22 protein-coding genes are annotated in these 26,970 nt (G+C 49.0%); 6 read left to right on the forward strand and 16 right to left on the reverse strand.

Going from position 1 to position 26,970, the window contains the following annotated elements:
- Window positions 1-157: 157 nt before the first annotated feature.
- Window positions 158-1,684 (forward strand): capsule assembly Wzi family protein, encoded by a 1,527-nt coding sequence (locus tag MHM95_RS08530; RefSeq protein ID WP_239385036.1) that lies wholly within the window; start codon window positions 158-160, stop codon window positions 1,682-1,684.
- A 36-nt stretch (window positions 1,685-1,720) separates the two neighbouring features.
- Here MHM95_RS08530 and hldE read toward each other — a convergent pair whose 3' ends face one another.
- On the reverse strand, window positions 1,721-3,166 hold the full coding sequence (gene hldE / locus MHM95_RS08535) for a bifunctional D-glycero-beta-D-manno-heptose-7-phosphate kinase/D-glycero-beta-D-manno-heptose 1-phosphate adenylyltransferase HldE (protein WP_022946493.1): 1,446 nt from the start codon (window positions 3,164-3,166) through the stop codon (window positions 1,721-1,723).
- A 5-nt stretch (window positions 3,167-3,171) separates the two neighbouring features.
- Complete coding sequence (locus MHM95_RS08540) at window positions 3,172-3,756, reverse strand: SIS domain-containing protein (protein ID WP_239385037.1); 585 nt, start codon at window positions 3,754-3,756, stop codon at window positions 3,172-3,174.
- A gap of 134 nt (window positions 3,757-3,890) precedes the next feature.
- Here MHM95_RS08540 and waaA point away from each other — a divergent pair, with 134 nt between their 5' ends.
- Window positions 3,891-5,153, forward strand: a complete 1,263-nt coding sequence (gene waaA, locus MHM95_RS08545) for a lipid IV(A) 3-deoxy-D-manno-octulosonic acid transferase (RefSeq protein WP_239385227.1) — start codon at window positions 3,891-3,893, stop codon at window positions 5,151-5,153.
- Complete coding sequence (locus tag MHM95_RS08550; protein ID WP_022946496.1) at window positions 5,146-5,694, forward strand: DUF1415 domain-containing protein; 549 nt, start codon at window positions 5,146-5,148, stop codon at window positions 5,692-5,694. The genes waaA and MHM95_RS08550 overlap by 8 nt, the downstream gene beginning before the upstream one ends.
- Here the strand turns inward: MHM95_RS08550 and MHM95_RS08555 are convergent.
- From MHM95_RS08555 to proB, 6 genes are all read right to left on the reverse strand, one after another.
- Window positions 5,675-6,445, reverse strand: a complete 771-nt coding sequence (locus tag MHM95_RS08555) for a MipA/OmpV family protein (protein WP_235419317.1) — start codon at window positions 6,443-6,445, stop codon at window positions 5,675-5,677. The two genes, MHM95_RS08550 and MHM95_RS08555, sit on opposite strands and share 20 nt — an antisense overlap.
- Before the next feature lie 130 nt (window positions 6,446-6,575).
- Window positions 6,576-7,274, reverse strand: coding sequence for a DUF3581 family protein (locus MHM95_RS08560; RefSeq protein ID WP_235419316.1), 699 nt, complete (start codon window positions 7,272-7,274; stop codon window positions 6,576-6,578).
- A gap of 140 nt (window positions 7,275-7,414) precedes the next feature.
- Window positions 7,415-8,905 (reverse strand): glutamate--tRNA ligase, encoded by a 1,491-nt coding sequence (gene gltX, locus MHM95_RS08565; protein ID WP_022946499.1) that lies wholly within the window; start codon window positions 8,903-8,905, stop codon window positions 7,415-7,417.
- A 116-nt stretch (window positions 8,906-9,021) separates the two neighbouring features.
- Entirely contained in the window at window positions 9,022-9,381 is a 360-nt protein-coding gene (locus MHM95_RS08570; protein WP_235419314.1) for a glutaredoxin, read from the reverse strand.
- Between the two features lie 54 nt (window positions 9,382-9,435).
- Window positions 9,436-10,425 (reverse strand): GGDEF domain-containing protein, encoded by a 990-nt coding sequence (locus tag MHM95_RS08575; RefSeq protein ID WP_239385038.1) that lies wholly within the window; start codon window positions 10,423-10,425, stop codon window positions 9,436-9,438.
- A gap of 84 nt (window positions 10,426-10,509) precedes the next feature.
- A complete protein-coding gene (gene proB / locus MHM95_RS08580) occupies window positions 10,510-11,616 on the reverse strand; it encodes a glutamate 5-kinase (protein ID WP_239385039.1) in 1,107 nt (368 codons plus the stop codon).
- A gap of 122 nt (window positions 11,617-11,738) precedes the next feature.
- Here proB and MHM95_RS08585 point away from each other — a divergent pair, with 122 nt between their 5' ends.
- Window positions 11,739-12,683, forward strand: coding sequence for a DMT family transporter (locus MHM95_RS08585; protein ID WP_045979711.1), 945 nt, complete (start codon window positions 11,739-11,741; stop codon window positions 12,681-12,683).
- Here MHM95_RS08585 and MHM95_RS08590 read toward each other — a convergent pair.
- The 6 genes from MHM95_RS08590 to MHM95_RS08615 all read right to left on the reverse strand — a co-directional run bounded on the left by MHM95_RS08590 (window position 12,587) and on the right by MHM95_RS08615 (window position 21,043).
- Complete coding sequence (locus MHM95_RS08590) at window positions 12,587-13,180, reverse strand: class GN sortase (RefSeq protein ID WP_151173179.1); 594 nt, start codon at window positions 13,178-13,180, stop codon at window positions 12,587-12,589. The two genes, MHM95_RS08585 and MHM95_RS08590, sit on opposite strands and share 97 nt — an antisense overlap.
- Complete coding sequence (locus tag MHM95_RS08595; protein WP_239385040.1) at window positions 13,173-15,284, reverse strand: marine proteobacterial sortase target protein; 2,112 nt, start codon at window positions 15,282-15,284, stop codon at window positions 13,173-13,175. Before MHM95_RS08595 ends, MHM95_RS08590 begins: the two co-directional genes overlap by 8 nt.
- 28 nt (window positions 15,285-15,312) lie before the next feature.
- Window positions 15,313-16,029 (reverse strand): sortase-associated OmpA-like protein PdsO, encoded by a 717-nt coding sequence (pdsO, locus tag MHM95_RS08600; protein WP_022946505.1) that lies wholly within the window; start codon window positions 16,027-16,029, stop codon window positions 15,313-15,315.
- A 175-nt stretch (window positions 16,030-16,204) separates the two neighbouring features.
- A complete protein-coding gene (gene murI / locus MHM95_RS08605; RefSeq protein ID WP_239385041.1) occupies window positions 16,205-17,062 on the reverse strand; it encodes a glutamate racemase in 858 nt (285 codons plus the stop codon).
- Between the two features lie 34 nt (window positions 17,063-17,096).
- On the reverse strand, window positions 17,097-17,951 hold the full coding sequence (locus MHM95_RS08610) for an HDOD domain-containing protein (protein ID WP_239385042.1): 855 nt from the start codon (window positions 17,949-17,951) through the stop codon (window positions 17,097-17,099).
- Between the two features lie 215 nt (window positions 17,952-18,166).
- The gene (locus MHM95_RS08615) at window positions 18,167-21,043 is read right to left on the reverse strand and encodes a M14 family metallopeptidase (protein WP_239385043.1); all 2,877 of its coding nucleotides are present in this window, start codon (window positions 21,041-21,043) and stop codon (window positions 18,167-18,169) included.
- A 256-nt stretch (window positions 21,044-21,299) separates the two neighbouring features.
- On the opposite strand from MHM95_RS08615, the gene MHM95_RS08620 reads away from it, so the two are divergent.
- Window positions 21,300-22,853: a BCCT family transporter gene (locus MHM95_RS08620; protein WP_343224300.1), complete on the forward strand. Its 1,554-nt coding sequence runs from the start codon at window positions 21,300-21,302 to the stop codon at window positions 22,851-22,853.
- Between the two features lie 48 nt (window positions 22,854-22,901).
- Here MHM95_RS08620 and MHM95_RS08625 read toward each other — a convergent pair whose 3' ends face one another.
- Window positions 22,902-24,086, reverse strand: coding sequence for an NAD(P)/FAD-dependent oxidoreductase (locus MHM95_RS08625; protein WP_239385044.1), 1,185 nt, complete (start codon window positions 24,084-24,086; stop codon window positions 22,902-22,904).
- Between the two features lie 206 nt (window positions 24,087-24,292).
- Here MHM95_RS08625 and MHM95_RS08630 point away from each other — a divergent pair, with 206 nt between their 5' ends.
- A complete protein-coding gene (locus MHM95_RS08630) occupies window positions 24,293-26,434 on the forward strand; it encodes a S8 family peptidase (RefSeq protein WP_239385045.1) in 2,142 nt (713 codons plus the stop codon).
- A gap of 62 nt (window positions 26,435-26,496) precedes the next feature.
- Here MHM95_RS08630 and MHM95_RS08635 read toward each other — a convergent pair whose 3' ends face one another.
- Entirely contained in the window at window positions 26,497-26,970 is a 474-nt protein-coding gene (locus MHM95_RS08635) for a peroxiredoxin (protein ID WP_045979651.1), read from the reverse strand.

The raw sequence follows: 26,970 nt of genomic DNA on the forward strand, positions 1-26,970 counted from the left end.
TTTTCGATACCCTCACGGTCGCTGTATTGAATATTTAATAAATTATCAAAGCGCATTTCAACTGCTGCAAACTCACTATTAGCTTGGTAGACTACTCGCTCGTTTTGTATTAGGGACTAATAACGTGCGCTTCTCTACTTCTTCATTATGCACTTTTTTGTGTTTAGTTAGTTCTTCAGTTTTTGCTGAGCCTTGGGTTAAGCCTGATGATTATGGTCTTCGTGCAGATATCCAACGCCTTGCCGATGCCGGTGTAATCTCAGCCCCGGTAACCACATTTCCACTTATGTGGAATAGCTTTATCGACGAGTTGCGCGCGGCACCGGTTGCGTCATTAAGTGCTGAGCTTCAAGATGCGGCACTGCGTGTACGTCACCGCTTTGAATCCGAAAATGGCCAACCTCACAACTTTCAAGTGCATAGCTTTAAAGCCACCGATCCCCGTGCAGTCACCAGTTTTGGGATGAGCCACTCTCAGCAAACAGAAATGCTTGCAAGTTACAGCTACTTGGGAGAGAACTTTGCGGCAAAACTGGCAGTTAATCACCGCGAAGACGGACGTAATTGTTATGTCAAAGATAAAGGCCAAGCGGATATCGTGGCCAATGAGCAAGCACTCGAGCAATGTGATGACACGACTTTGGACCACAGTTATATCGCTTATCGTTTAGGAAACTGGATATTTCGTGCCGGTGCGGTTGAGCAGTTTTGGGGGCCGGGTATTGATAACAGCTTGATTATGTCCACCAACGCCAAGCCGCTAACAGCGATTAGTGTGAGCCGTGAAAAGGCCACCGCGTTTGAGACGCCGTGGCTAAGTTGGATTGGTCCTTGGTCATTTACCGCACAGATGGCGCAACTTGAGTCAACACGGGTCGAGCCTGATGCGATGCTATGGAGCACCCGCGTTAATTTCCGCCCGCTACAACAACTTGAAGTCGCTTTATCGTGGTCAGCGCAATGGGCAGGTGAGGGTCAGCCAAGCTCCTTAGGAGACTTTGTTGATATGATCTTAGGTAAAACCGAATGTGCAAACGGCGCTGACAGCTGTACCTCTGAGCAGGAGACCAAACTCGGTAACCAACTTGCGGGGCTCGATGTGCGTTGGTCAGACACGCTTTTTTCTCAGCCTTATGCCTTGTATGTCAGCACAATTGGAGAAGATGCAAGCAGTTACTTTAAACCGGCAGACAGAGCTTATGTCTTTGGCGCCCAAACCAGCGCATATGCATTCGCGCAAAACCTGACTTTTAACCTGGAATATATCGATACTGGCGTCAGCTGTGCCGCCGAGGCACCGGATATTGAAAACTGCTATTATGAGCACTCTATTTATCTATCCGGCTATCGTTATCAAGGACGGACTATTGGCTCGGCTTACGATAACGACACGCAATCTTGGGTATTTACTGTTTTAGGCCAACAAAGTAATGGTCATGACTGGCAAGTCAAGTTGCGCCAAATCGACTTTAACAGTGACAACAGCGATCGTTACCCCAACAACCCTGACCTTGGTCATAGCATTACCAAAACACCGATTGATAGCCAGCAGCTGGAAGCTCGCTATCGCTTTTTAGCGATGAAAGGACGCTTCACTGTGGGTGGCGTTGTTGCTAACAATGATACCGTTGAGGGCTCAGAAACAGACACCAGCGCATACCTAAAGTTTGAATACAACTTTTAAACCTGACTCATCAAAAAAGGAGCCGTAGCTCCTTTTTTACTGTCCTTTTTTAATTCGCTCTATCACGTTGGAAGTTGAGCAACCATCGAGAAACTCCAGCACTTCAACATGGCCGCCATGGCGCAGCACATGTTCGGCCCCTGCAATTTCTTCTACTTTGTAGTCTCCGCCCTTGACTAAGATATCCGGGCTGATTTGCTCAATCAGTTTTGCTGGCGTGTCGCCCTCGTGCTCTTTGCCGAAAGGGATCACCCAGTCCACAGAGTTCAGTGCACTCAATACCATGGCCCGCTCAGCTAAAGGATTGATAGGACGTTCAGGCCCTTTCAGCCGGGCAATGGAGTCATCGGTATTTAAGCCAACAACGAGCCTGTCTCCCATGGCTTTCGCTTGTGCCAAATAGCGCACATGACCGGCGTGGAGGATATCGAAGCAACCATTGGTGAATACAATTTTCTCACCATTTTGTTTCGCAAACTCAATATGCTGGATTACGGATTCAAAAGGCGTTTGGTAATGCTCGCCATTCGCACGCAGGTACTGACCTAGTTTTGCACTGAGCTCCTCAGGCGACACGGTAGCCGCTCCTAGCTTACTCACAGCAATACCCGCTGCTAAATTGGCCAGCTCTACTGCATCAGAATCTGGCATTCCTGCCCCGAGCATCACCGCTAAAGTTGCGATTACAGTATCGCCAGCGCCTGTGACATCACTCACTTCTTGCACTTGTGCGGGATAGTCGTGTTTAGCGCTGGCACTAATCAACGACATACCTTGTTCTGAGCGAGTCAGCAACATCGCGCCAATTCCCGCCTCTTTTATTAATGCCCGCGCCGTATCAGTCAATGCCTGCTCGCTGCTGGCATCGCCACCGGCGAGCTTAAACTCATTTAAATTAGGCGTGATGTAGTCAGCACCACGATATAAGCCTAACTGCGGCGACTTAGGATCTACCAATACGGTTTTTCCCGCGTCTTTGGCTACCCGGATCATGGCCTCAATGAGCGTCAATGAGCCTTTGTTGTAATCTGAGAAAACAATGAAATCATAGTCACCCACCACACGCTCTAAACGATTCAACAATAACTGCGAATGCTCTTTAGAAAACTGTTCTTCTTGGTCTAGGCGCACCACTTGCTGGTGTCGACTAATCACCCTGAGCTTGGCTATCGTCGGTAATTCCACAGCATGGACTAACTGTGAGTCAATGTGTTCATCAGCAAGAATACGCTCTAGAATTTGACCACTTTCATCCTCACCAATAAGCCCTAGCAGGCCTACCTGACCATCAAGGCGCGCGATATTCTTGGCAACATTGGCAGCGCCACCGGCTTTGTCTTCAAGCTGGTTCACTTTGACCACCGGTACCGGCGCTTCAGGGGAAATACGCCCGGAGTCACCATGCCAGTATCGGTCAAGCATGACATCCCCAACCACCAAGACCTTGGCATTGTGCAGCTGTTTTAACAGACCTAAATCCATGTTGCTTACTCCGCCACTAGCATATCTAGGGCTTCACACAACCAGTGGCCGATAAACATGTGGGCTTCTTGGATACGCGCGGTCTCATCATTGCTGATGATAATGGGAAGTTTAGCAATATCTTTAACGGTGCCGCCTTCACGGCCAGTCAAAGCCACGGTATAAGCACCGATGTCGTTGGCCGCTTGGAGCGCAAGATTGATGTTAGCGCTGGTTCCCGAAGTCGTCAGGCCAATCACTAAATCCTGTGGTTTACACAACGCCTGAACTTGACGCTCAAATACAGTATCAAAATGATAGTCGTTAGAGTGTGCGGTTAAAATGGAAGTATCCGTTGTCAGGGCAATGGATGCCAGTGGCCCGCGCTCTTTTTTATAGCGCACCACAAACTCTGCAGCGAGGTGCTGTGCATCTGCGGCGCTGCCACCATTACCGAACCAGATCACCTTACCACCAGCAGCTAGTGTCTGATGACAGGCGCTCAACAATTGCGATACTTGCGATTGGTATTGTTCCATGGTGTCGAATAGTGCGCGGTGGCGCGCAAGGCTATCGAGGTAAGTGTTGGCGGCGTTGTCAATATTAGCCATAAAGCGTCCTCATTCACGGGTTTATCGGCATTATTCCAAAGAGTACTGATAAATGCACGTTTTTGTCAGCCAAGCTTTGGCTTGCCCTATTGCCTGCGGTACACTTTAGTCGAATTTCACAATTAGGCTTTATCGTGTTTGCCCGTTTTCTTTATTCGCTTGTTTTAGTACTACTGATCCCCATAGCCTGGGTATACCTATATTGTTTACGTGGTCGTAAGAACCCTGGTTATCGCCAACACTTTGGCGAGCGCTTTGGCTACGCTCAGGCCACTGGCGATATTATTTTGCATTGCGCCTCAGTCGGTGAAGTGCTTGCCAGCGCACCACTGATAAAAGCCTTGCTCGGTGCCAAGTACCGCTTAATCATTACTTGCAACACCCCCACCGGGCGTGAGCAAATCACCACTTTATTCGCCGACGCCATAAGCCAAGAACGTTTAAGCTGCTGCTACTTACCGTTCGATTTGCCTTGGTGTCAACGGCGCTTTATCCGTCGTACACAAGCAAAAGTACTGTCTATAATAGAGACCGAGCTGTGGCCGAACTTATTAAAGCAGGCGAAACAAGCAGGTTTAGCGACCGTGATTATTAACGCGCGGCTGTCGGCGAAATCCGCCAACGGATATGCCAAAGTAGCCCCCCTCACTCGAGATATAATGCGCCATATTGATGTGCTTGCCTGCCACCATCATGATGACGCCGAGCGATTTGTAAAGCTGGGTCTGGCCCAGCATAAAGTGCATGTTACCGGTTCCATCAAGTTCGATATCACCGTCAGCGAAAAGCACCAGCAACAAGCTCAGCAATTGCGTCACAAGTTCAATAAACCCTTTGTTTGGATTGCCGGCTCCACTCACCCTTGCGAGCCGGAATTACTCCTTCAAGCACATCAGGAATTACTGAAGCAACAGCCCTCGGCTTTACTGATCATTGCCCCGCGTCATCCGGAGCAATTTGACAATGTTGCCACCGTGCTTAAACAGCAGAATTATGATTTTTGTCGTCGTAGTCACAACGACTACCAAGGGCAGAGCGTCATGCTCGCAGATACCCTAGGAGAGCTGACCATGCTTTATGGCTGCGCTGACCTCGCTTTTATCGGCGGCAGTCTTATCGCGCGCGGCGGACACAATCCATTAGAAGCGTGCGCCCACGCCATTCCAGTTTTAACTGGCCCCCATACTTTCAACTTTGCCCACGTTTACCCAGAGCTCATCAACCAAGGCGGTGCGCAGCAAGTGCAAGCCGATAACTTAGCAGCACAACTGATTGCACTCAGCCATGACCCTCATAAGCGCCAACAAATGGGCGCGATAGGTCTTAATGTAGTGAAGAAAAACCAAGGGGCGATAGCGAAAACATTGGCGATTATAGAGGAATACACTGATGTCTAACTGTGTTGCAGCCATGCGTGAATGGGTCAGTGCGGTCATTGTTAAATACAACTTTTGCCCGTTTGCTCGCAAAGAAGTCGAAAGCCAACGCATTCATTATCATCCCAGTGATGCCGTTAGCGTTGATGAGGCGGTGCTTGACACCCTAGAGCAGTGTCGTGTGCTTGATAACGATAGCGACATTGAAACCACCTTGGTGATTTTTGCTAAGGGTTTTAACGACTTTGATGATTTTCTCGAGCTGATAGATTTAGCTAATGCTTTATTAGTTGCACAGGGCTTTGAGGGCACCTATCAATTAGCCCACTTTCATCCGCACTATGTATTTGCTGACGCCGAGCCGGAGGATGCCGCAAATTACACTAATCGCGCGCCCTACCCGGCCTTACATATTATTCGCGAACACAGTATGGAGCAGGCACTCGCACAGTACGATGACCCTGAAAGTATTCCCGAAAACAACATTCGTTTGGCTCGGCGTAAAGGTAGCCGTTTTTGGCAGCAACTGTTGCAACACTGCACTAACGCAGCCGATAAGTAAAAAAGACCATTAACTGGTGCGTATAATGTGTCGATACTAAAGGGCTGTGATAAATTTCATCGTCCCAGAATTCGCTTCGGTAAGCGGCTACTGCCTGCCATTGCGGTGCGAATTGATAACTCAAGGCAACACGTGCAAAAGGGTTGATAGCGCCTTGGGAGTGATACTCCGTGCGCCCATACTGTGGGGCAGCTTGCACCTTACTTACACCATAAAAGTGTTGGGTATAATCTTCACTGAGCAACCGAACTCCGAATCTTGTGTGTACCCGGAGCTTGTCACTCAACTCCCAAGGAGACAGCGTGTAGGAAACGTTTGCCGCCAGCGAACTGGATTCATTGCTAATATCTTGGGCAAAACGGGCCGAGAAGCCATGATAGTTGAGCGCCATAGTTGCGACCAGCTCGCCATTAGGGTCATCATAAGAGGTGAATACAGGGTCGTCAGAAAGGTCGCTCTTATATAACAAAACACTGTCGTAGCTGGGGTCGCGAAAGTTAAGACCCATATCAATATCGACTTGGCTATCCAACACGCGGTAGCTCACCAACCCTTGGTCAACACCAAAGCGCCAACGTCCATATTGAGCACTTACAAACGGCAGTGACTGATGTTGTGTTGCCATTCCAGCCCAAGGGGTTGTGATAATGGCTCCGCCAGCACCGAGGGTGACCTGCCATTGAGTAGACTGCTCGGCCTGAGCCTGCACGGCGACTAACAAGAACCAGGCAGCGTTCAATACTTTTTTCATTGTTCGTATCCTGTGATGTGATTGAAATGCCACTGTAAAGAGCAACACCCCATTCGACCTGTGCCAAATGTCACTGGATGCGAAAAAAGACAAAAAAAGCGCCTTGAGGCGCTTTTCTATCTGTGCTTTATTACGGTTTCAATGCCGCTTTGCGTTCGTTATAGCCGCGTATCAGTTCATCCACCGTGTCCTGACAATACTCACGAATTCCCGAGACCAGCATATGCTTTTCTCCACGACCCACGACTTCACCCTGAGCCAGTAAATCAAAGCGCAAAATAATCTTGCCGCGCTTACCTTCGTAGGTAAATACATGCTCGGCTTCGCGCAGTTCAGGAGCTGTTACTGCTAGAGTGTCCATATGAATACTCATTGATTCATAAATGATCATTGGCCGCGCAGGGTTAATCATTACACCTTGCTTTGCCATCAGTGGCACAACCACATGGGGAAAGGCCTTTCCCGAGAATTCAACATAGTTTTTGATCAGCGCATTGGTCAGGATTTTACATTGGCTGTTTTCGCCCTCACGCTGCACGCTTAGATAGCATTTGTCGCCGTCTTTAATATCGAACTGTGCTTCTCCTTGCGGCATGCTTAGCTTTACACCCTCATCGACCATATTGGCGAAGGTGAAGTGCATTTGCTCATTAATTCCATATTTATCGAGTACCACCGAGAACAGTAAATCCCCAGGCACGCAAAATTTCTTCGCCTCGACATCATGTAACGGGTTGAAGTCATCGGCGACCGCTTTGGCAAATCGACTGCCTTGCTCACGAGAAATGCACACATGGGTACCAAAGTCTTGATAAAACTGCTCTAACATACCTGCTCTGCTTTAGTTCAAAAAAACTGCGGCAGTGTAACAAAATTTACGCATAGAGAGGTCGAATCTGTTGCAATTTATGGAAAAAAGGCACAAAAAAGCCGCAGCATAACAGGCTGCGGCTGTCTTTTTGCCAATGCTTAATTAAAATCGCGGTAGGCTTTTTCTAGTTTCTTCGCTTGCTTCTTAGATACACCGATGTGCCCTAGCGCTACACGCAACCGTGCTCGCGACATATCAGAGCCAAGAATTTCCATCGCATCAATCACCGATGTAGATGACTTCTTGCCCGTAATAGCAACAAAAATAGGCTCTAAAAAGTCTTTGATCTTCAATTCATGGAAGGTCGCCACTTTTTTCGCAATAGCAAAGATCGCTGACTTTTCCCAGGTGCGCAGTGTTTCCAACTCCCAAATAAAGAACTGCAGTGCTTGGCGCACCACATCTTCTGGCGCTTTACCATCGGTTAATAGCGCAGGGTCATATTCAGGCATCCCGGCGACAAAATGCCCGGCCAAGTCGACTAAGTCAGAGAGTGTATCAATACGGGTTTTCGCTTCAGGTAGTATGCGCTTTAGCGTATTAGCGTTATATTTCCAGTCGACAAAACGCGTAATCAGTTGCTCATCGCTAAACTCTTCACGCAACCAAGTGCCATTAAGCCACTTTAGCTTTTCCACATCGAATACCGGACCACCCAAAGAAACACGTTTCATATCAAAGTGTTCAATCATCTCAGCGAGGGTAAACTTTTCTCGCTCATCAGGCATCGACCAACCCATACGACCCAAGTAATTCAATACGGCCTCAGGAAGGAAGCCCATTTCCTTGTAGTAATTAATAGACGTTGGGTTTTTGCGCTTTGAAAGCTTTGACTTATCAGGGTTACGCAGCAAAGGTAAATGCCCTAATACCGGCGCTTGCCAACCAAAATCTTCATATAGTTTCAGTAGCTTTGGTGCCGAGTTAATCCACTCTTCACCACGGAAAATATGACTAATCTGCATGTGGTGGTCGTCCACCACGTTAGCTAAGAAGTAAGTAGGGAAACCATCTTGCTTCAATAACACCTGCATATCGACATTTTCCCATGGGATTTCAATCTCACCACGCAAATAGTCATTGAAAGTAAAGGTGCCTTGCTCCGGTATTTTCATGCGGATCACATAAGGCTTACCAGCATCCAGGTTGGCTTGAATTTCTTCTTCGCTCAAAAGTAACCCACGCCCATCGTACTTAGGACGCAAGCCTTCGGCCATTTGCTGCTCACGCATTTGCTCAAGCTCTTCGGCACTGGCAAAACAATAAAAAGCTTTGCCCTGCTCCACGAGCTGGTGCGCATACTTTTTATAAAGCTCTGAGCGCTCTGACTGACGGTATGGGCCAAACTCACCACCGACATCCGGTCCATGATCCCATTGCAGGCCTAGCCATTGTAGGCTGTCCATGATCGCCTGTTCTGATTCTGCGGTACTGCGCACTTGGTCAGTGTCTTCGATACGCAATACGAATTCACCGCCTTGCTGCTTGGCAAAACAGTAGTTAAACAGGGCAATATAGGCAGTGCCTAGGTGCGGGTCACCCGTAGGTGAAGGGGCAACACGGGTGCGAACACAGGTGTGGTCAGTCATGCTAGCTTCTCTTTCAATTAGCAACAAAAATTTGCTGCAAATGCTAGCACAAAGGGGCAAAACTTCGTAGTGGAAAACGCCGCAATTGCGGCGTTAACGATAAATAGAATGGTTGCTTAAGCAGCTAAATCATCAAGGTAGGCAACAATGTCGGATGATTCATACAACCAGCGCACCTGCTGGTCTTGTTCAATACGTAAACATGGCACTTTTACTTTGCCCCCTTGCTCAGCAAGCTCTTGGCGGTAAATGTCATTGTTTTTAGCGTCCCGCGTTTGTATTTTTAGGCCGTTACGCTTAATCGCGCGGCGTACTTTGACACAAAAAGGACAGGCGTGAAACTGATACAATGCCATATTCGCGGTTTGCGCATCTAACTGCTGCTGCGCTTCAGCAGGACGTTTTTTACTGCGCGGAGTAAAGACAAAATTAAAGAACAAAATAATACGGCCTAGCAACCAACGTACAAACTTCATAAGCACTCTCAAACAGAAAAATTCGGCGCAGAGTTTAGCACGCTCTGAAAGTGGTTAAAATAGCTCCAACATATCGTCGTCTAGATCATCGTCGCCTGCACCCTTGGGATTATCAGGAATATTTAAGCTATGGAAATCGACCACTTGGTTGCGGCCATTATTTTTCGCATTGTAAAGAGCTAGGTCGGCTTTATGCACCAGCTCAGGGACCATTGAGGTGTTATCAAAAGCACAAAAACCAGTGCTAATAGTCAACCTTTTCACCTGCGGAAAGGTAAAATCTGCCACAGTTGCGCGCAGTCGCTCTAACACTTGCATCGCTTGGTCTTTATTATCGCACAGCAATAGCACGGCGAACTCTTCGCCTCCATAGCGAAACACATAATCCTCACTGCGAAAGCTCTGCTTTAAAATTCGCGCTACGAGAATAATAACTTCATCACCAATCACATGGCCGTAGGTATCATTAACGCGTTTAAAGTGGTCAATATCGAACATGGCAAGATACCATTGGCGCTCAAGTTCATTGTCACGGCGCTCAGCGAAGCCGTCGCCATTGATGATGTCCATCACTTGTGAGTCAAAAGTTTGCCGGTTAAGCAGTTCAGTGAGTGGGTCTAATCGCGAGCGATACAGCAAATACAGCTGGTTGGCGTAAATATTAAGAATATTAGTGATCACGAAGGGGGAATCATGCGTCAGCGCGAAGTCACTGCTGCTTTGCACAAAACCTATCACTGCACCAAGATGGTAGATAGGAAAGTACACATATTGTCCTTGGCTACCACTAATGCGCATGCGCTCAGCATCAATTTTTGCCACTAACTGCTGAGCTTGTTCATCATTGAGTATTGCTGCTAAGCCCCCTGAATAGTTACATCGTATGTGGCCCTGCGAAGTAAATTGTTTATTCATGTACAGAGCAAAGTTGTTATCGGCAAACACCTGGCTAAGTATATCAATAAGCGCGGCATCCAACGCACGTTCACTTTGTTGCTGCGTTAGACGAATGATCCATTGATGACCACAGGAGTTACTTTGCATAGGCGCTTGTTTTGCTGCTTGATTCTCCTAAGTGTAGACGAACAAAAAGGGTTCTGTGCCCAGTGCACAATGACTGTGTGCAGGCTAAACACTGTCAGTGAAATTGATAAAATCATCGCGATGCACCAGCATAGCGCCATTACTGTAGCCCAAGGTTTCGACGATAGTTTGCTCTTTATGAGCCAGCAATTGGGCCACAGCCACACTGTCATATCTCGCCACGCCTTTGCCTAAGTTAAGCCCTTGCTCGTCACACAAAGTGATGACATCACCACGACTAAACGGCCCCTTTAATTGCGTTATACCAACCAGAAGTACACTGGCCCCACCTTTTACAATCGCTGCTGCCGCACCGCCATCGAGCACCACCTTGGCTTTGCTCATCGGCCCTGCTAGCAACCACAGCTTGCGACTGCGCCGAGGTGCTTTTAAGCTCAATACCCGAGTGCCTGTTTGCTGCTGCAAACAATTTATAATGACATTCTGGCCGTGTCCTGCACTGATCACCACATCCACACCACCGTGACGGGCGATACTCGCAGCTTCCAGCTTAGTAGCCATCCCCCCTGTGCCCACGGTGCTGCCCGAACCTCCTGCTAACGCTTTTACCTGATCATCAATATGGCGGATTTCCGCAATCAGCTCGGCATCGGGGTGGCTGCGCGGATCGGCGGTGAATAATCCAGGCTGATCAGTTAGCAATAACAAGGTATCAGCGCGAGCTAATATGGCTACCTTAGCGGAGAGGTTATCATTATCGCCCACTTTAATTTGTGTGGTTGCGACGGCATCGTTCTCATTGATGATGGGCACCGCTCCCTCTTGCAATATAGCTAGCAACGCATCACGAGCATTGAGGTAGCGCTCGCGGTTTTCTAAATCCGCTTGTGTCAGTAACATTTGCCCCACGGCAATTGAATAAAGCGCAAATAGGCTTTGCCAGGTATGCAGCAGCTGGCTTTGCCCTATCGCAGCTAACATCTGCTTTTGTGCCAAGGTCTCAGTACCAGGTTGGCGGCCCAATAATTCTCGCCCCGCTGCAATCGCCCCGCTGGTGACGATAATTATACGATGGCCTTGTTGCTTCAATTGCGCGCACTGGCGTACTAAATCAACCATGTGCGCTTTATCTAGGCCTCGGCCATGATTGGTCAGCACGCTGGTGCCCAACTTAACGACAATAGTTTGCACTTAATTGCTTCACTTTGTGGAAATGATGACTAATTATTACCCTAGGACTAGGCGCACAAACAAGTTAAATTAATTCAAGTGTGCTAGCATCGCCGCAATTTTGCTTAACCCCACGTTTGTTTATGCCTGCAAGCTTATGTTTAATTATTGCCACCTTCTTATGGGGCAGTTCTTTTATCTCGCTAAAGTATGCCATTGGCGTGTACGACCCAGCCGTGGTTATTTTCTTGCGTATGCTCACCACTCTAGCTGTAAGCCTATGCCTGTGGCGTTTTATTACGCGTTTTGATTATCGCCAGGGTGACTGGAAGTACCTTGTGTCGATGAGTTTAGCCGAGCCTTGCCTGTATTTTCTATTCGAAGGCCACGCTATGGAGCATACCTCAGCATCACAGGCAGGGGTGATTGTGTCGTGTTTACCGCTGATTGTCGCTGTACTGGCGTTCTTTATGCTCAAGGAGCGTATCAGCCGCGCCATTATTGTCGGCTTTACGCTGTGTATCGGTGGCAGTATTTTGCTCACTATGCTCTCTCCTGCCTCTGAGCATGCGCCCAACCCCATTGTTGGCAACACCCTGGAGCTACTGGCGATGCTCTGCGCCGCTTATTACACTGTGAGCGTAAAACACCTCGCGGCGCGCTACTCACCGCTGAGCTTGATTGCTTTGCAAGGGTTAGCAGGCTCGCTGTTCTTTGCGCCATTTTTGCTTTTTGTAGAAGTGCCGCAGAACCATGATCCCATTGCCTTTGCTCATATCCTCTATTTAGGCACCTTTGTAACCCTTGGCGGCTATGGCATGTATAACTATGCCATCAGTAAAGTGTCGGTGCTCACTGCTGCCGCCTACTCAAACTTGATCCCTATTTTTACCCTGTTGCTCTCTGCCATTGTGCTCAGCGAGGTACTGACCCTAGGACAATGGTTAAGCATTGCCGTGGTGTTCGCTGGGGTGATGATAAGCCAACGACATCAGGCGATTGTCGTTGACTTGGAAGAGGAAGAAATCAATGAGGCAGAAACCAACAAGCGCAAATCCGTGCCAGAGGCGGGCGAATTAAAAGGGTAGCACGTCACCAGATGCAAACCGGGAGCACTGGCCGCTGCGGTCTGCTCCTGGTGCACCACTTGTTTTTGCTCAATGCGATAACTTAATTGACGACCATCAGCGAGCGACAACACCAGTGTGTCGCCCACCTGCACATGGCGTAAAAAAGCAAAGTGGGTATCATTATGCGCAGCGATCACGCTGCTACCATCACTGCCTAATGGGCTCGAGGCCAAAGCATGAGCGGGGCCGAACGCCAAATTTCGGCCGCTGGCTCCGGCCAGCACATAGCGCTCAAGCGCTAAGTCCGGCACACTGAGCTTTGCCACCACATGGGTATCAGCGTAATACCAGGGCGCGACAGCGGCGCCTTGGCGTATCAAGCTTTGCTGCCAAGCCCGCTCAATAAGGTGCTGAGCCAACCATGCCTTGGCTTGTACATAGCCCCCTTGAGTAAAGAGCAACAACCCCAATGCAAACACCCCATAAAGGGCGTAACGCCCCTTCTGTTTACGCATGTTGACCTCGCACCTTAAGCCAAGCGGATGCAATCACCATCAGCACCATGCCCAGTAGTACATGCCACAATGACTGACCATCTGTTTGCGCAAAGCGCATAAGACGCTGCCCCTGGGCCACAGGGTTAGGCACTTGCTCATCATGCATTGCCGGGCTTTTAGCTGGTGTTTCATCAACCGCGATAAAGGCGGTGAATGGGCTTAACAGCTGATGCTTTAGCGCTAATTCCAAGACTTGCTCACGCACCGCTTGCTGTTCATTATAAAGTAACAGTGAAGCTATTTGTTGACGCGCCCAGACTCTCGCAATGGCTTCGCTACGCTCATAATTACGCGCACTCTCATGCATTGGCATACTCAGACGTAATGGACCATGTTGCGACGTGGCGTTAATGTGAATATCTTGCTGCTGACTGTCTAGCTTAATTGCCACCATTAACGGCTCGCCAAAATAAAGATCCGGTAAGGGTTTGGGCCAGTAGTCTAATTCACCACTGCGCGCCCCAGCGAGATGCAAGTCTCTCAGTGCAGGGTTGGCAAGGCGTGCTATCAATGCCTGCATTTGCGCTTGCACCTCAGAGCCATCACTAATAAAGGTGTAGCTACCACGACCCACTTGCGCAGCGCGGCGCATAAAGTAGCTATTGGGCGCACTGCCGATGCCCACCGTAAATAAACGGCTATCGCCTAATCGCGCTTTGATCAAATCAAAGAGCGCTTGCTCATTACTCACGCTACCGTCGGTCAAAAACACCACCTGACGAACAAACCCCGGATGTTGCTTAGCGTCTAGCGCATGATGCAGCGCACCAGCTATTTCAGTGCCACCATCGGCGCCAAGGTTATAAACAAATCGCTCAGCCTCATTGCGGTTAAACTCATTAGCCGCCACGGCACTGGGCCGGAATAAACGCGCCGTAGAGTCAAAGTCGATGATATTAAAGCTGTCATTTTCATTCATGTTGTCCAGCGCATAAAACAGCGCCTGCTTTGCCGCCTGCATGGAGCTGCCATGCATTGAGCCGGAACTGTCAATCACGAAAATGAGCTCTCGCGCTAAACGCTGCTGAGCACTAAATTCACCGCTCGGTGGGAGCAGCATTAACAGCCCATAATCACCACTTTGCGCTGTCTGCCTAAAGAAAGCGGCACGTGCTTTGTCGCTTTGCTCCACTTTGGCGCGCAGCACAAAATCGCGGTTCATACTTTCGTCACTCACTAAAAGCTGGTAACGACCAAAGCTAGGGTTGCGAATATCCGCCTTATAATGAGGGGTTCGAATGCTGTGCAGTGCGAGGCCAAAATCGATATCTACCTGCAGCTGCAACTTCGGCTGTGTATTGGTCAGTGGCTGCTGACCGATGGCTTGTTTAACAAAACGCGGGCTCATCCAGCCTGACGCTAACTCTGCTGCCCCACTTGCAGTCGCCCCTGCAGTCGCCCCTGCAGTCGCCCCTGCGGTCGCCCCTGCAGTCTTTTCTAGTTCAGGGCTGCTAAGCGTTGCGACCTTATCAGCCTCATCAAGACGATACTGCCTTGGGTGATAACGAGGTGTGAAGGTCATCGGCAAACGCACGCTGAGCTGAGCATCGCGTAAAGACACCATTTCTTGATACTGCAAGGTAATGCGCACTTGCTCACCGGGGCCAAGATTGGCCAGTCGCGAGGTAAACATATTGGCACGTTGCTGGTTTACTAGAGCCGCACGCTTACCGGCACGTTTAGCCGCTTGATACTGACGCTGTGCCGCTTGTTTCTCCGCAATTTTACCGACAATTTTGCGCTCTCCCACGGTCATAACCATGGCGTGTACCGCACTCTCACTGGGCAACGGAAACACATACTGAGCATTGACCGCAAACGGGTGACGATTGATAAAAGTTTGCGTTACCTCAACATGGTTAATTAACCCAGTAATACGCATTTTTGCTTGCGTATTCAGTAACACGCCGGGCGCTACATGGGCGCCATGCGCATCACTTAAGCGCAGCTGCGCTTTATTGTTTGCATGACTATCATTACTGGCTAAAGCTGGCGAACATAGAAGTAGAGAAAAAAGGCCCACAGCGAGAGCTGTGAGCACTTTGCTAGGACTACTCAACATAATCGGGTCCTCGTGATGATTGGCAAACTTAGTTTTTAGCCATTTGGCTTTGCGTCGCACCACGGGCCGTTAATGTTACGCGACGATCGAAGAAGTTAGTTTCATATTCATTGCCGTTATCGACCAGTTTCTGCTCACCATAGCCTTGAGCATAGAGTTGTTCGCCACTCACGCCTTGGTCCACAAGGTAAGCCTGCACTGCATCAGCACGACGCTGTGATAAACTCAGGTTTGCGCTTTCATCGCCCTGAACATCGGCATAGCCGTTCAAGTTCAGACTCAATTCTGGCTTACGCTTAAGGATTAAAGCGAGCTGGTCGAGCTGCTCGGCGAAATGTGGCTCGATACGCGACGAACCCGAGCGAAATTGCACCGTCATTGCCAGTAAGTTATCAATGCGCGCTTGTTCTAAGCGGTTTTGTTCATTTTCTAATGCGTCGATTTGCGCCGTCAGTGAACGGTTACGGTCTAAGGTGCTACGCAGTTGTTGGTCAGTGTCTTTATATTGGCTGAGCATCACTTGTTGTGATTCAACGGTGTTCTCTGCAGCTTCTTTCTCGCCGATGATGCCGCCGATAAATGCGCCTGCGAAAGCGCCAATCGGGCCACCGACTACGGCACCAATGGTTGCGCCCGTGCCAAGTCCCCATGCAGTTTCTGAGGCCATTTCTTTTTTCTCTTTCGCCATCGCTGGTGCAGCCATTAGGGTCGAAATAAGTGCAGTTGCAAGTAGTTGTTTTTTCATCGTCTTCATCCTTCAATACTTAATTTGGTTGGTGTATTGCAAGCAACAAAGTGGTTGGTGACTGTGCTGTCTTGCTTAGGAGTTATTAAAACAAGACACAGTGGCAACAAAGGGGAGCAAAAAAGGAAAAATGAAGGGCAATTATGGCAATAAAATGGCAAGTCTGAGCGCCAGCTTAAAATGGCAGTGAAATCACCTCTGTAGAGACGTTTTGCGGCCATAAACACCGCAGCTGATGATGAAAATAGTCGGGGCAAGCGGAAGTTGCGAAGCGTGTTTTCCCCACTTTAGAGGCCGGATTGATTGCTTGGCTGGGTAAGCACCGTTGCAGTTGCAGAGCCACCGCTTGCTCGGTGGTCAGCACATCAATGTGTGGGCCATATAGCTTGCGCAAAACAGGAGCAATAAAGGCATAGTGCGTGCAACCCATCACCAAAACATCGGCGCCTTGGTCAATCAAGGGCTGCGCGTAGCTGTGCAGCAGTTGCTCCACTTTTTTGCCACTCAGTTGCAATTGCTCTATGGTACCTGCCAGCTCAGGGCAAGGTTGGAAAATAATACGCCCCGAGGCCGTGCTTTGGCGTTGACACAATTGAATGAATCGTGGCGAAGCCACGGTATTAGGCGTTGCCAACACCCCAACCACCTTGGTTTTGCTCAATGATAATGCCGGTTTCACGCCGGGCTCAACACCCACAATAGGCAGCGTGAATTGTGCTCGCAAAGTATCAATGGCTGCCATCGTTGCAGTATTGCAAGCCAAAACAATCGCACTGGCCCCATGCTCGCATAAGTAAGAAGTAATACGCGAGCACCTTGATATCACTTGCTCGGGGCTTTTGTCGCCATAGGGCATAAAGCCACTGTCCGCAACATAGTGAATATCATACTGGGGCAGCAATTGTCGCACTTGTTGGGCAATGGCAAGACCACCCACGCCAGAGTCGAAAATACCGATAGAAGAGTGGAACAAAATAGCGCGCTCAGGGTTACTAAGGCGGCCAAGTGTAGAGCCTTTATGACACAAAGCCAAGCAACAAAAAACGGCTTAGCCAGGTATTTAAAGGTTACAGTTGCTTGTCTATAAAGTACTCTTCGACATCATCTTTAATATCGAGGTAATCGTCATTTTCTAGGTCGAGCACGGCTAAGGCCGACGCCTCAAAGTACTGCCAATCCTGAGACGGTGAAAACCGCCGCTGTAAATGCACGAAGTTTTCCGCCATTTTCAACGTTGCCATAGTCATACGCAGAGTTTCATCTTGGCAGCTATTAAAAAAATGGTGATCATGGTGGCGTAAAATAAGCTGGCAGGTGTCTTTTGGTAAGTTCCAAGCACTGGCCAAGTAATAGCCAATAACGGCATGATTAGTACGATAAGCCGCTTCTTCATAGGCCACTAAACTACAGCTATGATCGCTGTTCGCTTGCTCTAACACATTGATATAGTCCGGATACTGAACGGCTAAAGCAGGGATCCCTGCATCATGGAATAAGCCGAGCATATGTAGATTTTCGGTGGGCACTCTAGATTTAATCTTTTTGCCAATTAACACCGCCATATCAGCCACTTCCGTGGCGGTGTCCCAAAACCGCTCTAACTTGATGCAGCACTGATGTTGTGAGTAGGCTTGCTTTAGTAAAAACCCCGTCACTAACGTGGCAATACTGTCGAGACCAAGAAACATTACCGCCTGGCGAATATCAGTGATTGACCTTGCCAAGCCATAGCAAGGAGAGTTTATCACTTTCAACACCGCCGCAGAGGTGGCAACATCTTGGGAAATGAGCTCAGCAATATCATGCAACTCAGGCTCTGGTTGTTCAAGGCTATGCTGTAGCTGGGTGAGCAGCTCGGGTTTGGGAGGTAAGCTAAAGCCGCGCTCAACATCTTGTAGCACGGAGCTGTCAATATTTATCATATTCAATGCACTCGTAAATGGGTTATCGCCATCCACTAGCTGAACCTTGCGTTAACGAGATAATAGTTTAGCTGGTTATTTTTTACTACTATTTTGTTAATTAAATTTTAAAAACTAATACAAAGTAACTATTATAAAATGCATAACATCTGATCCTAGTTGCAGGGCACAAAAAAGCCGAGCATAGTACTCGGCTTCGTTAAAAACACCCCAGTTTAAAGTTGAATTACCGCATCAGTGCCTAGCCCAGGGCCGTAGACAATGGCATTGAGCAGTAACCGTGCGGTGCCTTTAGTGGCACCACGGAAGTTAGGCATATTGGCAAACATGATCACTTGGCCATTGCCCTTTTTCTCGCGCGTAAGGTAAGCGGCATTACTCATTCGCTGCGCCGCTTCAGGCCACAACAAACCACTCATACGCACGTACAAGTCTTGCCCTTGCGGAATGGTCGCCCAGCCAATCATGCGCTGCTCGGCCTTACTATTTTCTTGCAGCACACCGTAGCGCACTACCGCATCAACACCTTGCTTGGCCATAAACAAAGGCACATCACCAGCTAATACCGGCAGCTGCTGATTAACCCCATAGCTGAGCCAATGTTTTTGATCTGTGCGCCCAGCGACTATCGCTCCAGAAGGCATAAATGCAGCACTCCAATCATGCCAGCGCTCAAGCTGCTCCTTGTTCAAAGGCTTCACATCGTCGCTTTTATCCCAAGGAAAACTTAATTGTGCAGAAACCTTATGAGCATTAATCAAATCAGCATTGGCGATACGCTGTTGCTTGGCTTGCCACTCGCGCATCAGCGCCAGGTCATACTCATCGGCCTTATCAAAGCTCTGCTTCAGCAGCGCCACTTTCGAGAAGTCTTCTGCTGTGGCTAATTGCGCGGCCGAGTTACCATTAACGATTAAGGTGCCGCCCTGCGCAACCCACTTGTCCAAAGCGCTAATGTGGCTTTTCGATAACTCACCATACCAACGACTAGGGACAATGATGACATTGTAGCCACGAAGATCGCTGTAAGAGAGCATCTCTTGGCTTAAATGGCTATGACGAATACCAAGCTCGGTATCAAGCATATGCCACATCGAGCCAATATCGCCCGGAGCAATGCCATTTTGGCTAATAAAGGCTATTTTGGGTGCTTTCAATAACTTAAAGTTTTCGCCGCCAATATCGGGTAAGTCTCCTTTACCCAAACCTTGGTCTATGGCGATGGCAGATACGCCGACTTCCTTTGCTACCTTATCCAATAAGGTGCTCAGCTCGCCGCTCTCTAGGGTGTTATCATAATTATTGACCACCACCGAGCCTCGGTTGAAGCGGGTGTCGTTAAACACACCCGGCTTAGCCAATACGCGCACTTTTACGCCTTGCTCAAGTAAGCGCGCGGCAAACGCCACAGAGGCATCGCTGGCACCATCAACAATATAAGCAATGGCATTATCACGAGGTTGTACACCGGCTTCGCTGGGGCGCTGATAGGTGGTGAGATCATCATCAAGGTGCTCAGGTACTTCCAATGCCGGCAGACCAAACATCATCGATACATTCCACGCGGTGGTGTCATACATAATTGAGCTGCCATCACGCAGGGTCTTTTGTCGCTCCTCCAATAGCACCGCATCATTTAACTCTGCGTCAAACTCCATGATGGTTGCCAGTAACGGCGCATCATACTGGCGATTGGGGATGACAATAGCGCCCTTAGGGATGGTCGCATCACGCACCTGCCCGAGGTGGTTTTTGGCCTTGCGTACCTTAAGCTCTTCAGTGGTTGCATAATAATCGATGCCCTGTAAATCAAGGACATCCATCAGCTTGTGCAGGCGCGCGGTATTATCGGTTGGAAGAATAACGAAGCTGCGCTCACCATATTTTCCGTCGGGGTCAATATGCGCTAAGCGGTTACTGACAAAGTCACGATACATGGCTTTACTGTGCTGTTGCAGGGTCTTAAGGTTAGCCAAAGAGCTAATATATTGATGATCAACAGACTCTTTGTAACTACGCACATTGCCATTTTTTAAGCGCACGCCATCTTCTGCGGTACGTGCTTGTTCATATAGAATATGTACCGTTCCTTTGTACTCGGCATAGTTGGAATAACCCGGGTAGAGGTTTTCAAACCACTCGCCGGTGTAATAAGGCCAGTTTTTATCGTCAAAAGCGCTGGCGTGATCGCCGGCAAATACCTTGCTCCATTTACGCGTACTGGTGGGAATATTCACGTTCAGCGGTTCACGCGGCGGGCCCATTAAAAAGGTGTCTAAGGCACCCATTTCATGGCCATCGATCATCAGTTGCGGAAACCATTCATTGATGGCTTGTACACGACCCTTTGATTCTGGATTTACGGCAAAGTAAAAGTCGCGATTGAGATCGAAGTAATAATGGTTAGTCCGTCCAAATGGCCATGAACCGCTGTGCAGCAGTGATTGCGTGTCAAAGTTAGGCGCGGCACTGCGACTTTCTTGCAGGCGTTTAGTAAAACGGGCGCGACCATCGGGGTTCATTAATGGGTCGACCAGTATCACCAAATCATCTAGGAGCGATTCTATCTCTGAGTCTTGTGAGGCAAGTAATTGGTAAATAAGCGCTAAAGAAGCATCGGCACCGGAAGATTCATTGCCATGGATACTGTACGCCATCCATGCCGTACCTGGGGTCGAATCAATGAGAGTATCTATTTGTGATGATGAGAGCGCGTCCGGTTCGCTGAGTTTACTAATATTCGCTTTAATTTCATCAATATTGGCCAGATTCTTTGCTGAGCTAATCATTAAATAATGCAACGGGCGCCCTTCATAACTGCGGGCGTACTCAACGATTTTTGCTTTATCACTTTGCTCGGCCCACTTATTTACCAGCTCAGTAATTTGCGCTGGCGTGGCGGTGCGCTGACCCACGTCAAAGCCAAGCACCTCATTGGCTGGGGTGATATTTGCTGCATATTGCCCTTGATGTAGCGCGGGATAGTCGCCACCGGGCACCGACGTGGGTTGCATTAGCACAGTGGCATGGGCACTGGCCGCAAACACTGCACAGCCCCATGCAGCACTTGCTAATATCCTGTTTAGCTTCATAAATTTACCTTTTTATTATGGTTTTACGTCGCCTTCACTATAGCAGCTGCAATCTAAGCCGAGCATTATTTGAGCTAAATAGCATTATGCTGCGATAGCCATAAAGCGAGACAGCGCAACAGCAATTGCAGCAAACATTGGCATGATGTTTCTGTGCCACGTTATAATAAGGGCTATACACCATTGGTTTTTGTTACCCACCTAAGCGTGACAAAGGGCAATGAACCTTTGCTAAACGCGTAATTGGGGAAGCACAATCAATTTAACCAGCACTAAACTCAACCGCCTCGGTGTCGACGCACCTCTATTTTTACTCAGCGCCGGATTCATCATCTGCTTTTGCCTTTTTGCCCTGTTCGACCTCAAGACCCTATCGCAGTGGGTTGATGCCAGCTTTGCTTGGTCGGCTAAGTATTTTGGCTTGTACTGGCAGTTGTTGTTATTAGCCACCTTTATCATTGCCATCGCAACTGCCATGTTGCCCGCAGCCAAACAGCGTATTGGCAACTTAGCCGCCCCGGAATTTTCGTTATTCCAATGGGGAGCCATGATTATGTGCACCCTGCTCGCGGGCGGTGGCGTATTTTGGGCTGCTGGAGAGCCCATGGCTCACTTTTTATCCATGCCGCCCCAATTTAACCACATCGCGGCGGCAACCCCAGAGGCGGTGCCCTACGCTTTGGCCCAGTCATACTTGCATTGGGGCTTTCTGGCTTGGGCCATACTCGGTAGTTTAACCACCATTATGCTGATGCATTATCACTATGATAAAGGCTTGCCTTTAGCACCACGCACTTTGCTCTACCCGGTATTTAAAGAAAAAGCCCTGAGTGGGCCCATTGCCGTTATCGCCGATGCCGTGTGCATTGTGGCTGTGGTGGCCGGTACCGTGGGGCCAATCGGCTTTTTAGGCTTACAGGTAAGCTATGGCTTAAATGCGTTATTTGCCATTCCCGATACTACGCTCACTCAAGTAAGCGTGATTGGCGTGCTGACTTTTATTTTCGTGATGTCGGCCGTCTCTGGGGTTACCAAAGGCATTCAGATACTCAGTCGTTTGAACATGTTACTTGCGCTGGTGTTACTGGCATTTATATTGGTTGCGGGAGCCACCTCATTTATTTTCACGAGCTTTTTTAGCGGCCTTATCACCCATTTAAGCCACTTTTTTGATATGGCCTTATACCGGGGCGAGGCAGGATTATTTAATGATGCCGGCTGGCTTGGTTGGTGGACAGTGTTCTTTTGGGGCTGGTTTTTAGGATACGGCCCGATGATGGCCATTTTTATCGCGCGCATTAGTCGTGGCCGCTCTATTCGCGCCATTATTATTATGCTGTGTATCGTGGCTCCGCTTATTACCATGTTCTGGTTTACCATCGTCGGTGGCACCGGGTTAAGCCTCGAACTAGAACAAGCCGATACTATTTCCAAAGCGTTTGCTGGTTTTAACCTTCCCGCAGCATTAATTGCCATCACTCAGGCCTTGCCGCTAGGCGGGTTAGTGTCTTTACTGTTTTTAATTCTAACCCTGACATTTGTCGCCACTACGGGGGATTCGATGACCTATGTATTGTCGGTATCGACCTCACGTTCAGAGCACCCCGCCGTGCCCATTCGAGTATTTTGGGGGATAGCCATGGGCTTGATGGGCAGTATTTTAATCATCATAGGCTCTGGCGGTATCGACAAACTGCAAGCGTTTATAGTGGTCACCGCCGTGCCAGTCTCTATTATCTTACTGCCCTCGCTATGGGATGCGCCGCGCATTGTGTTTGCCCGGGCAAAAAACCCGCCACCCCATACGTGAGGGCCCGTTTAAGGTTGGGGTGTAGCGGCGAGGCGTGAGTGAGAGTTATCAACACGCCTGGCCGCAGGCCCAGCCGCAGCTCCACGCATATTGGAAATTATAACCGCCGAGCCAGCCGGTGACGTCGGTAACTTCGCCGATAAAGTAAAGCCCTGGGCTTTGCTTTGCTTCGAAGGTTTTCGAGCTAAGCTCGTCGGTGTCCACCCCGCCTAAGGTCACTTCGGCGGTGCGATAACCTTCGGTGCCGTTGGGCTTAATCTGCCAGCGGTGAAGGTAGTTGCCTAACTCGTTTATCTGGCTGTGGCTTAACTGGTTTACATTACAATCAGCAATGGCATTCGTCTCGTGTAACATCTCCACAAATCGCTTCGGTAAGATGGTGGCCAAGGCATTTTTTAGCGACTTCTGCGGGTTATCTTGTCGCTGCTGATCTAACCATTGCTCAACACTCAGATCGGGTAAAAGGTTAATAGTCACCGCTTGGCCGGCACGCCAAAACGAGCTTATTTGTAAAATAGCGGGGCCCGACAAACCGCGATGGGTAAAGAGTATATTTTCTCGAAACTGCGTGTTGCATTCACTGCTCACTTCACACTCCACACTAATCCCGGAGAGTCCATCAAAGCGGTCTTTATCGTGTTGGTGCAATGTAAAAGGCACTAAGGCCGCCATAGTCGGTAACACCTTTAAGCCGAATTGTTCAGCAATTTTATAGCCTATTGGCGTCGCGCCTAGTTTCGGCATGGTTAGGCCGCCAGATGCTACGACCAGAGATTCACACGCATAGGTTTGCGTACTGGTGGTGACCACATAGCCCTGCTGTGCTTTTTCAACACTGATGACTTCACTGCGCAGCTGCACATGAACGCCCGCCCATTGACATTCGGTCATAAGGATATCGACAATATCTTGCGCACTGTTATCGCAAAATAACTGCCCCAAGGTTTTATGGTGATATGCCAGGCCATGGCGCTCGACTAGGTCGACAAAATCATGCTGAGTGTAGCGACTAAGACAGGATTTAACGAAGTGGGGATTATTGCATAAATAGTTATGAGGACTGGCATGCTCGTTGGTAAAGTTGCAACGCCCGCCGCCGCTGATAAGAATCTTACGTCCGGGCTTTTTGCCCATGTCGACGACCACCACATTGCGCCCACGATACCCTGCTTGTGCAGCGCACATAAGCCCCGCAGCGCCAGCGCCTATAACCAGTACATCGACTTGTTGCATCACTTAAACCCACATCAACATAAAGCGGCATTATAACAGCTGAATACAACTCAGCGACAGCAACTTTACCCACTTATACGGCTTGATATAACTTTTTGTACCAGTTTTATTTCAAAATATTATTTTAACAATGTTCACAGTATCTTTACGATTGTCCCCTCATTTGATCCAGATCAAATGTAAAAATTCAACAAAAGGGATACCTTATGACAACCACAAAAACCCCTCGCTCATTGAGCGTCAAGAAAACCGTTTTAGCCTTGGCAATTCCAATGGCGCTAAGCACCACTTCAGCCTTAGCAAATGATCTTCAAGAAGTTTCTGTACCAGCCCAAGCAACCATGGCGCAAACGCAAGCCAAACTGCAAGGCCAATCGTCCCTAGGTACTCAATTCATCATAAAATACAAAAATGTACCTGAATTCGGTGTTAACAGCCCTGCTACAGCGGCAAATGCCAATCTTCGTGCGCAAAAGTTTGTAAACAACTTTAAGAATAAAGGCCTAGCTCGCGCTCAATACGTGCGTGAAATGGCCATGCAAGACCACCACGTTATTCGTACAGACAAAAAGTTAAGCGCCCAAGAAGCTCAGCAGTTTATGCAAAGTATGGCGTCGAGCGGTGAAATCGAATACATTGAAATTGACCAAATGCTACAACCATTTGCTACGCCGAGCGATCCACGCTACAGCGATCAGTGGCATTACTTCGAGCAAACAGCTGGTATTAACTTGCCTAGTGCATGGGATAGCGCAACAGGCGCGGGAGTGACTGTGGCCGTGCTTGATACTGGTTATCGTCCACATGCCGATTTAGCTGCTAACCTTCTTGCTGGTTATGACATGATCTCCGACACCTTTGTTGCTAACGATGGCGGCGGTCGTGACAATGATGCACGCGATCCAGGTGATGCAATCACCGCAAACGAATGTGGCTACACTCATGGCGCGCAAGGTTCTAGTTGGCACGGTACACACGTGGCAGGAACGGTTGCAGCCGTTGCCAATAATGGTGAAGGTGTGACGGGTGTTGCTTATGACGCCAACATTGTTCCGGTTCGTGTTCTTGGCAAATGTGGTGGTTTAACGTCTGATATTGCTGATGCAATCGTATGGGCGTCTGGTGGCAGTGTATCGGGTGTGCCTGCAAACGCTAACCCCGCTGATGTTATCAACATGAGCTTAGGTGGTTCAGGCTCTTGTAGCTCAACTACGCAAAATGCGATTAACCAAGCACGCGCTAACGGCACAGCCATTGTAGTGGCTGCTGGTAACGATAACGACAACTCTGCCAACTACAACCCAGGTAACTGTAACGGCGTTATCAACGTCGCTGCGGTAGGTCGTGACGGTGGTCGTGCATACTATTCAAACTACGGCAGCAACATCGATGTTGCAGCCCCTGGTGGTGCGCAAAGCTTTGCAAACGACCCTGAAGGGATTCTTTCAACCCTAAACAGCGGTTCAACTTCACCGGGTAGCGACAACTACGCATACTCTCAAGGCACTTCAATGGCTGCGCCGCATGTTGCCGGTGTTGCTGCCTTGATCAAAGAAGCAAAACCTGCTGCTACGCCAGATGAAATTGAAAATATTCTTAAAGCAACCACCAAGTCTTTTGGTGCAACGTGTAATAACTGCGGTACCGGTATCATCGATGCAGCAGCAGCGGTTGCCGAAGCTGGTGGCATCACGACACCACCACCAAGTGGCGATAATGAGCTTACTCCTGGCCAAGCAGAAACAGGCCTAAGTGGTGCGCAAGGTTCTGAAACCACCTTCACAATGACCGTTCCTTCAGGTGCGTCGAACGTGACCTTCACCACCAGCGGTGGCAGCGGTGACCTCGACATGTATGTGAAAGCAGGTAGCGCCCCAACAACTTCAAGCTATGACTGTCGTCCATACGAAAGTGGTAACAACGAAGTATGTAGCATTGATAACCCGGCAGCAGGCACTTACTACGTGATGCTACGTGGTTATAGCAGCTACAACAATGCCAGCCTACTAGGTGAGCTAACTACCTCAGGTGGCAGCACTGGCGAAGGTGGCGGCGGCAGCGTTACAGACATCTCTGCAAGCTCTGGCCAATGGAAACATTACACCCTAGAAGTACCTGCAGGTATGAGCACACTAGACATTGATATGTCGGGTGGCACAGGTGACGGTGACCTTTTCGTGCGCTTTGGCTCACAACCAACAAGCAGCAGCTACGATTGCCGTCCTTATAAATCAGGAAACAATGAAAGCTGTAGTTTCAGCAACCCACAAGCAGGTACTTGGCACATTAGCATTAATGCGTACCAGACCTTCTCTGGAGTTACGCTAAACGCACAGTACAACCCGTAAACAACCCTACGAAAACACCAAGGGCCGCAATTGCGGCCCTTTTTTATACATTCTCGCGTGTTTTACAGATTCGCCAGAACCTGCTCTGCACTTGAAACGCCAAATTGTTTATCTTGCTCAACAAATAACTGCGTCACGACCCCATCATCAACCACCATGGCATAACGTTTCGAGCGTATGCCACCAAAACCAGCGGTGTCTTTGTCCAAGCCAATGGCTTTGGTAAAACTGGCATCACCATCAGCTAGCATGGTGATCCCCTGCGCACCTTGGTGCTCACCCCAAGCTTTCATGACAAAGGCATCATTCACCGATAAACAGATGATGCTGTCTACACCTTTGCTGCTAAACTGCGCTTGATGAACAATAAAGCCAGGAAGGTGCTTAGCCGAGCAAGTGGGGGTAAACGCGCCTGGCACAGCAAACAGTACAACCTTTTTGCCAGCAAAAAGCTGCTCTGTGCTGGGGTTGGTCATTCCTTGCTCATCAAGGAGAGAAAAAGTGGCAGAAGGGAGCGCTTGACCTTGGGCTATCAT

The sequence above is a fragment of the Pseudoalteromonas sp. CnMc7-15 genome, from assembly GCF_022347925.1.
Lineage (GTDB): Bacteria > Pseudomonadota > Gammaproteobacteria > Enterobacterales > Alteromonadaceae > Pseudoalteromonas > Pseudoalteromonas ruthenica.

Bases quoted from the DNA above. Each gene is read 5' to 3' on its own strand.
- gltX (WP_022946499.1), bottom strand. From the start codon at position 8,905: ATGACTGACCACACCTGTGTTCGCACCCGTGTTGCCCCTTCACCTACG.
- MHM95_RS08610 (WP_239385042.1), bottom strand. From the start codon at position 17,951: ATGATAAATATTGACAGCTCCGTGCTACAAGATGTTGAGCGCGGCTTT.
- MHM95_RS08570 (WP_235419314.1), bottom strand. From the start codon at position 9,381: ATGAAGTTTGTACGTTGGTTGCTAGGCCGTATTATTTTGTTCTTTAAT.
- hldE (WP_022946493.1), bottom strand. From the start codon at position 3,166: ATGGATTTAGGTCTGTTAAAACAGCTGCACAATGCCAAGGTCTTGGTG.
- MHM95_RS08555 (WP_235419317.1), bottom strand. From the start codon at position 6,445: ATGAAAAAAGTATTGAACGCTGCCTGGTTCTTGTTAGTCGCCGTGCAG.
- MHM95_RS08590 (WP_151173179.1), bottom strand. From the start codon at position 13,180: ATGCGTAAACAGAAGGGGCGTTACGCCCTTTATGGGGTGTTTGCATTG.
- MHM95_RS08550 (WP_022946496.1), top strand. From the start codon at position 5,146: ATGTCTAACTGTGTTGCAGCCATGCGTGAATGGGTCAGTGCGGTCATT.
- MHM95_RS08575 (WP_239385038.1), bottom strand. From the start codon at position 10,425: ATGCAAAGTAACTCCTGTGGTCATCAATGGATCATTCGTCTAACGCAG.
- pdsO (WP_022946505.1), bottom strand. From the start codon at position 16,029: ATGAAAAAACAACTACTTGCAACTGCACTTATTTCGACCCTAATGGCT.
- MHM95_RS08560 (WP_235419316.1), bottom strand. From the start codon at position 7,274: ATGTTAGAGCAGTTTTATCAAGACTTTGGTACCCATGTGTGCATTTCT.
- MHM95_RS08595 (WP_239385040.1), bottom strand. From the start codon at position 15,284: ATGTTGAGTAGTCCTAGCAAAGTGCTCACAGCTCTCGCTGTGGGCCTT.
- MHM95_RS08615 (WP_239385043.1), bottom strand. From the start codon at position 21,043: ATGAAGCTAAACAGGATATTAGCAAGTGCTGCATGGGGCTGTGCAGTG.
- MHM95_RS08635 (WP_045979651.1), bottom strand. From the start codon at position 26,970: ATGATAGCCCAAGGTCAAGCGCTCCCTTCTGCCACTTTTTCTCTCCTT.
- MHM95_RS08585 (WP_045979711.1), top strand. From the start codon at position 11,739: ATGCCTGCAAGCTTATGTTTAATTATTGCCACCTTCTTATGGGGCAGT.
- MHM95_RS08630 (WP_239385045.1), top strand. From the start codon at position 24,293: ATGACAACCACAAAAACCCCTCGCTCATTGAGCGTCAAGAAAACCGTT.
- MHM95_RS08625 (WP_239385044.1), bottom strand. From the start codon at position 24,086: ATGCAACAAGTCGATGTACTGGTTATAGGCGCTGGCGCTGCGGGGCTT.
- MHM95_RS08540 (WP_239385037.1), bottom strand. From the start codon at position 3,756: ATGGCTAATATTGACAACGCCGCCAACACTTACCTCGATAGCCTTGCG.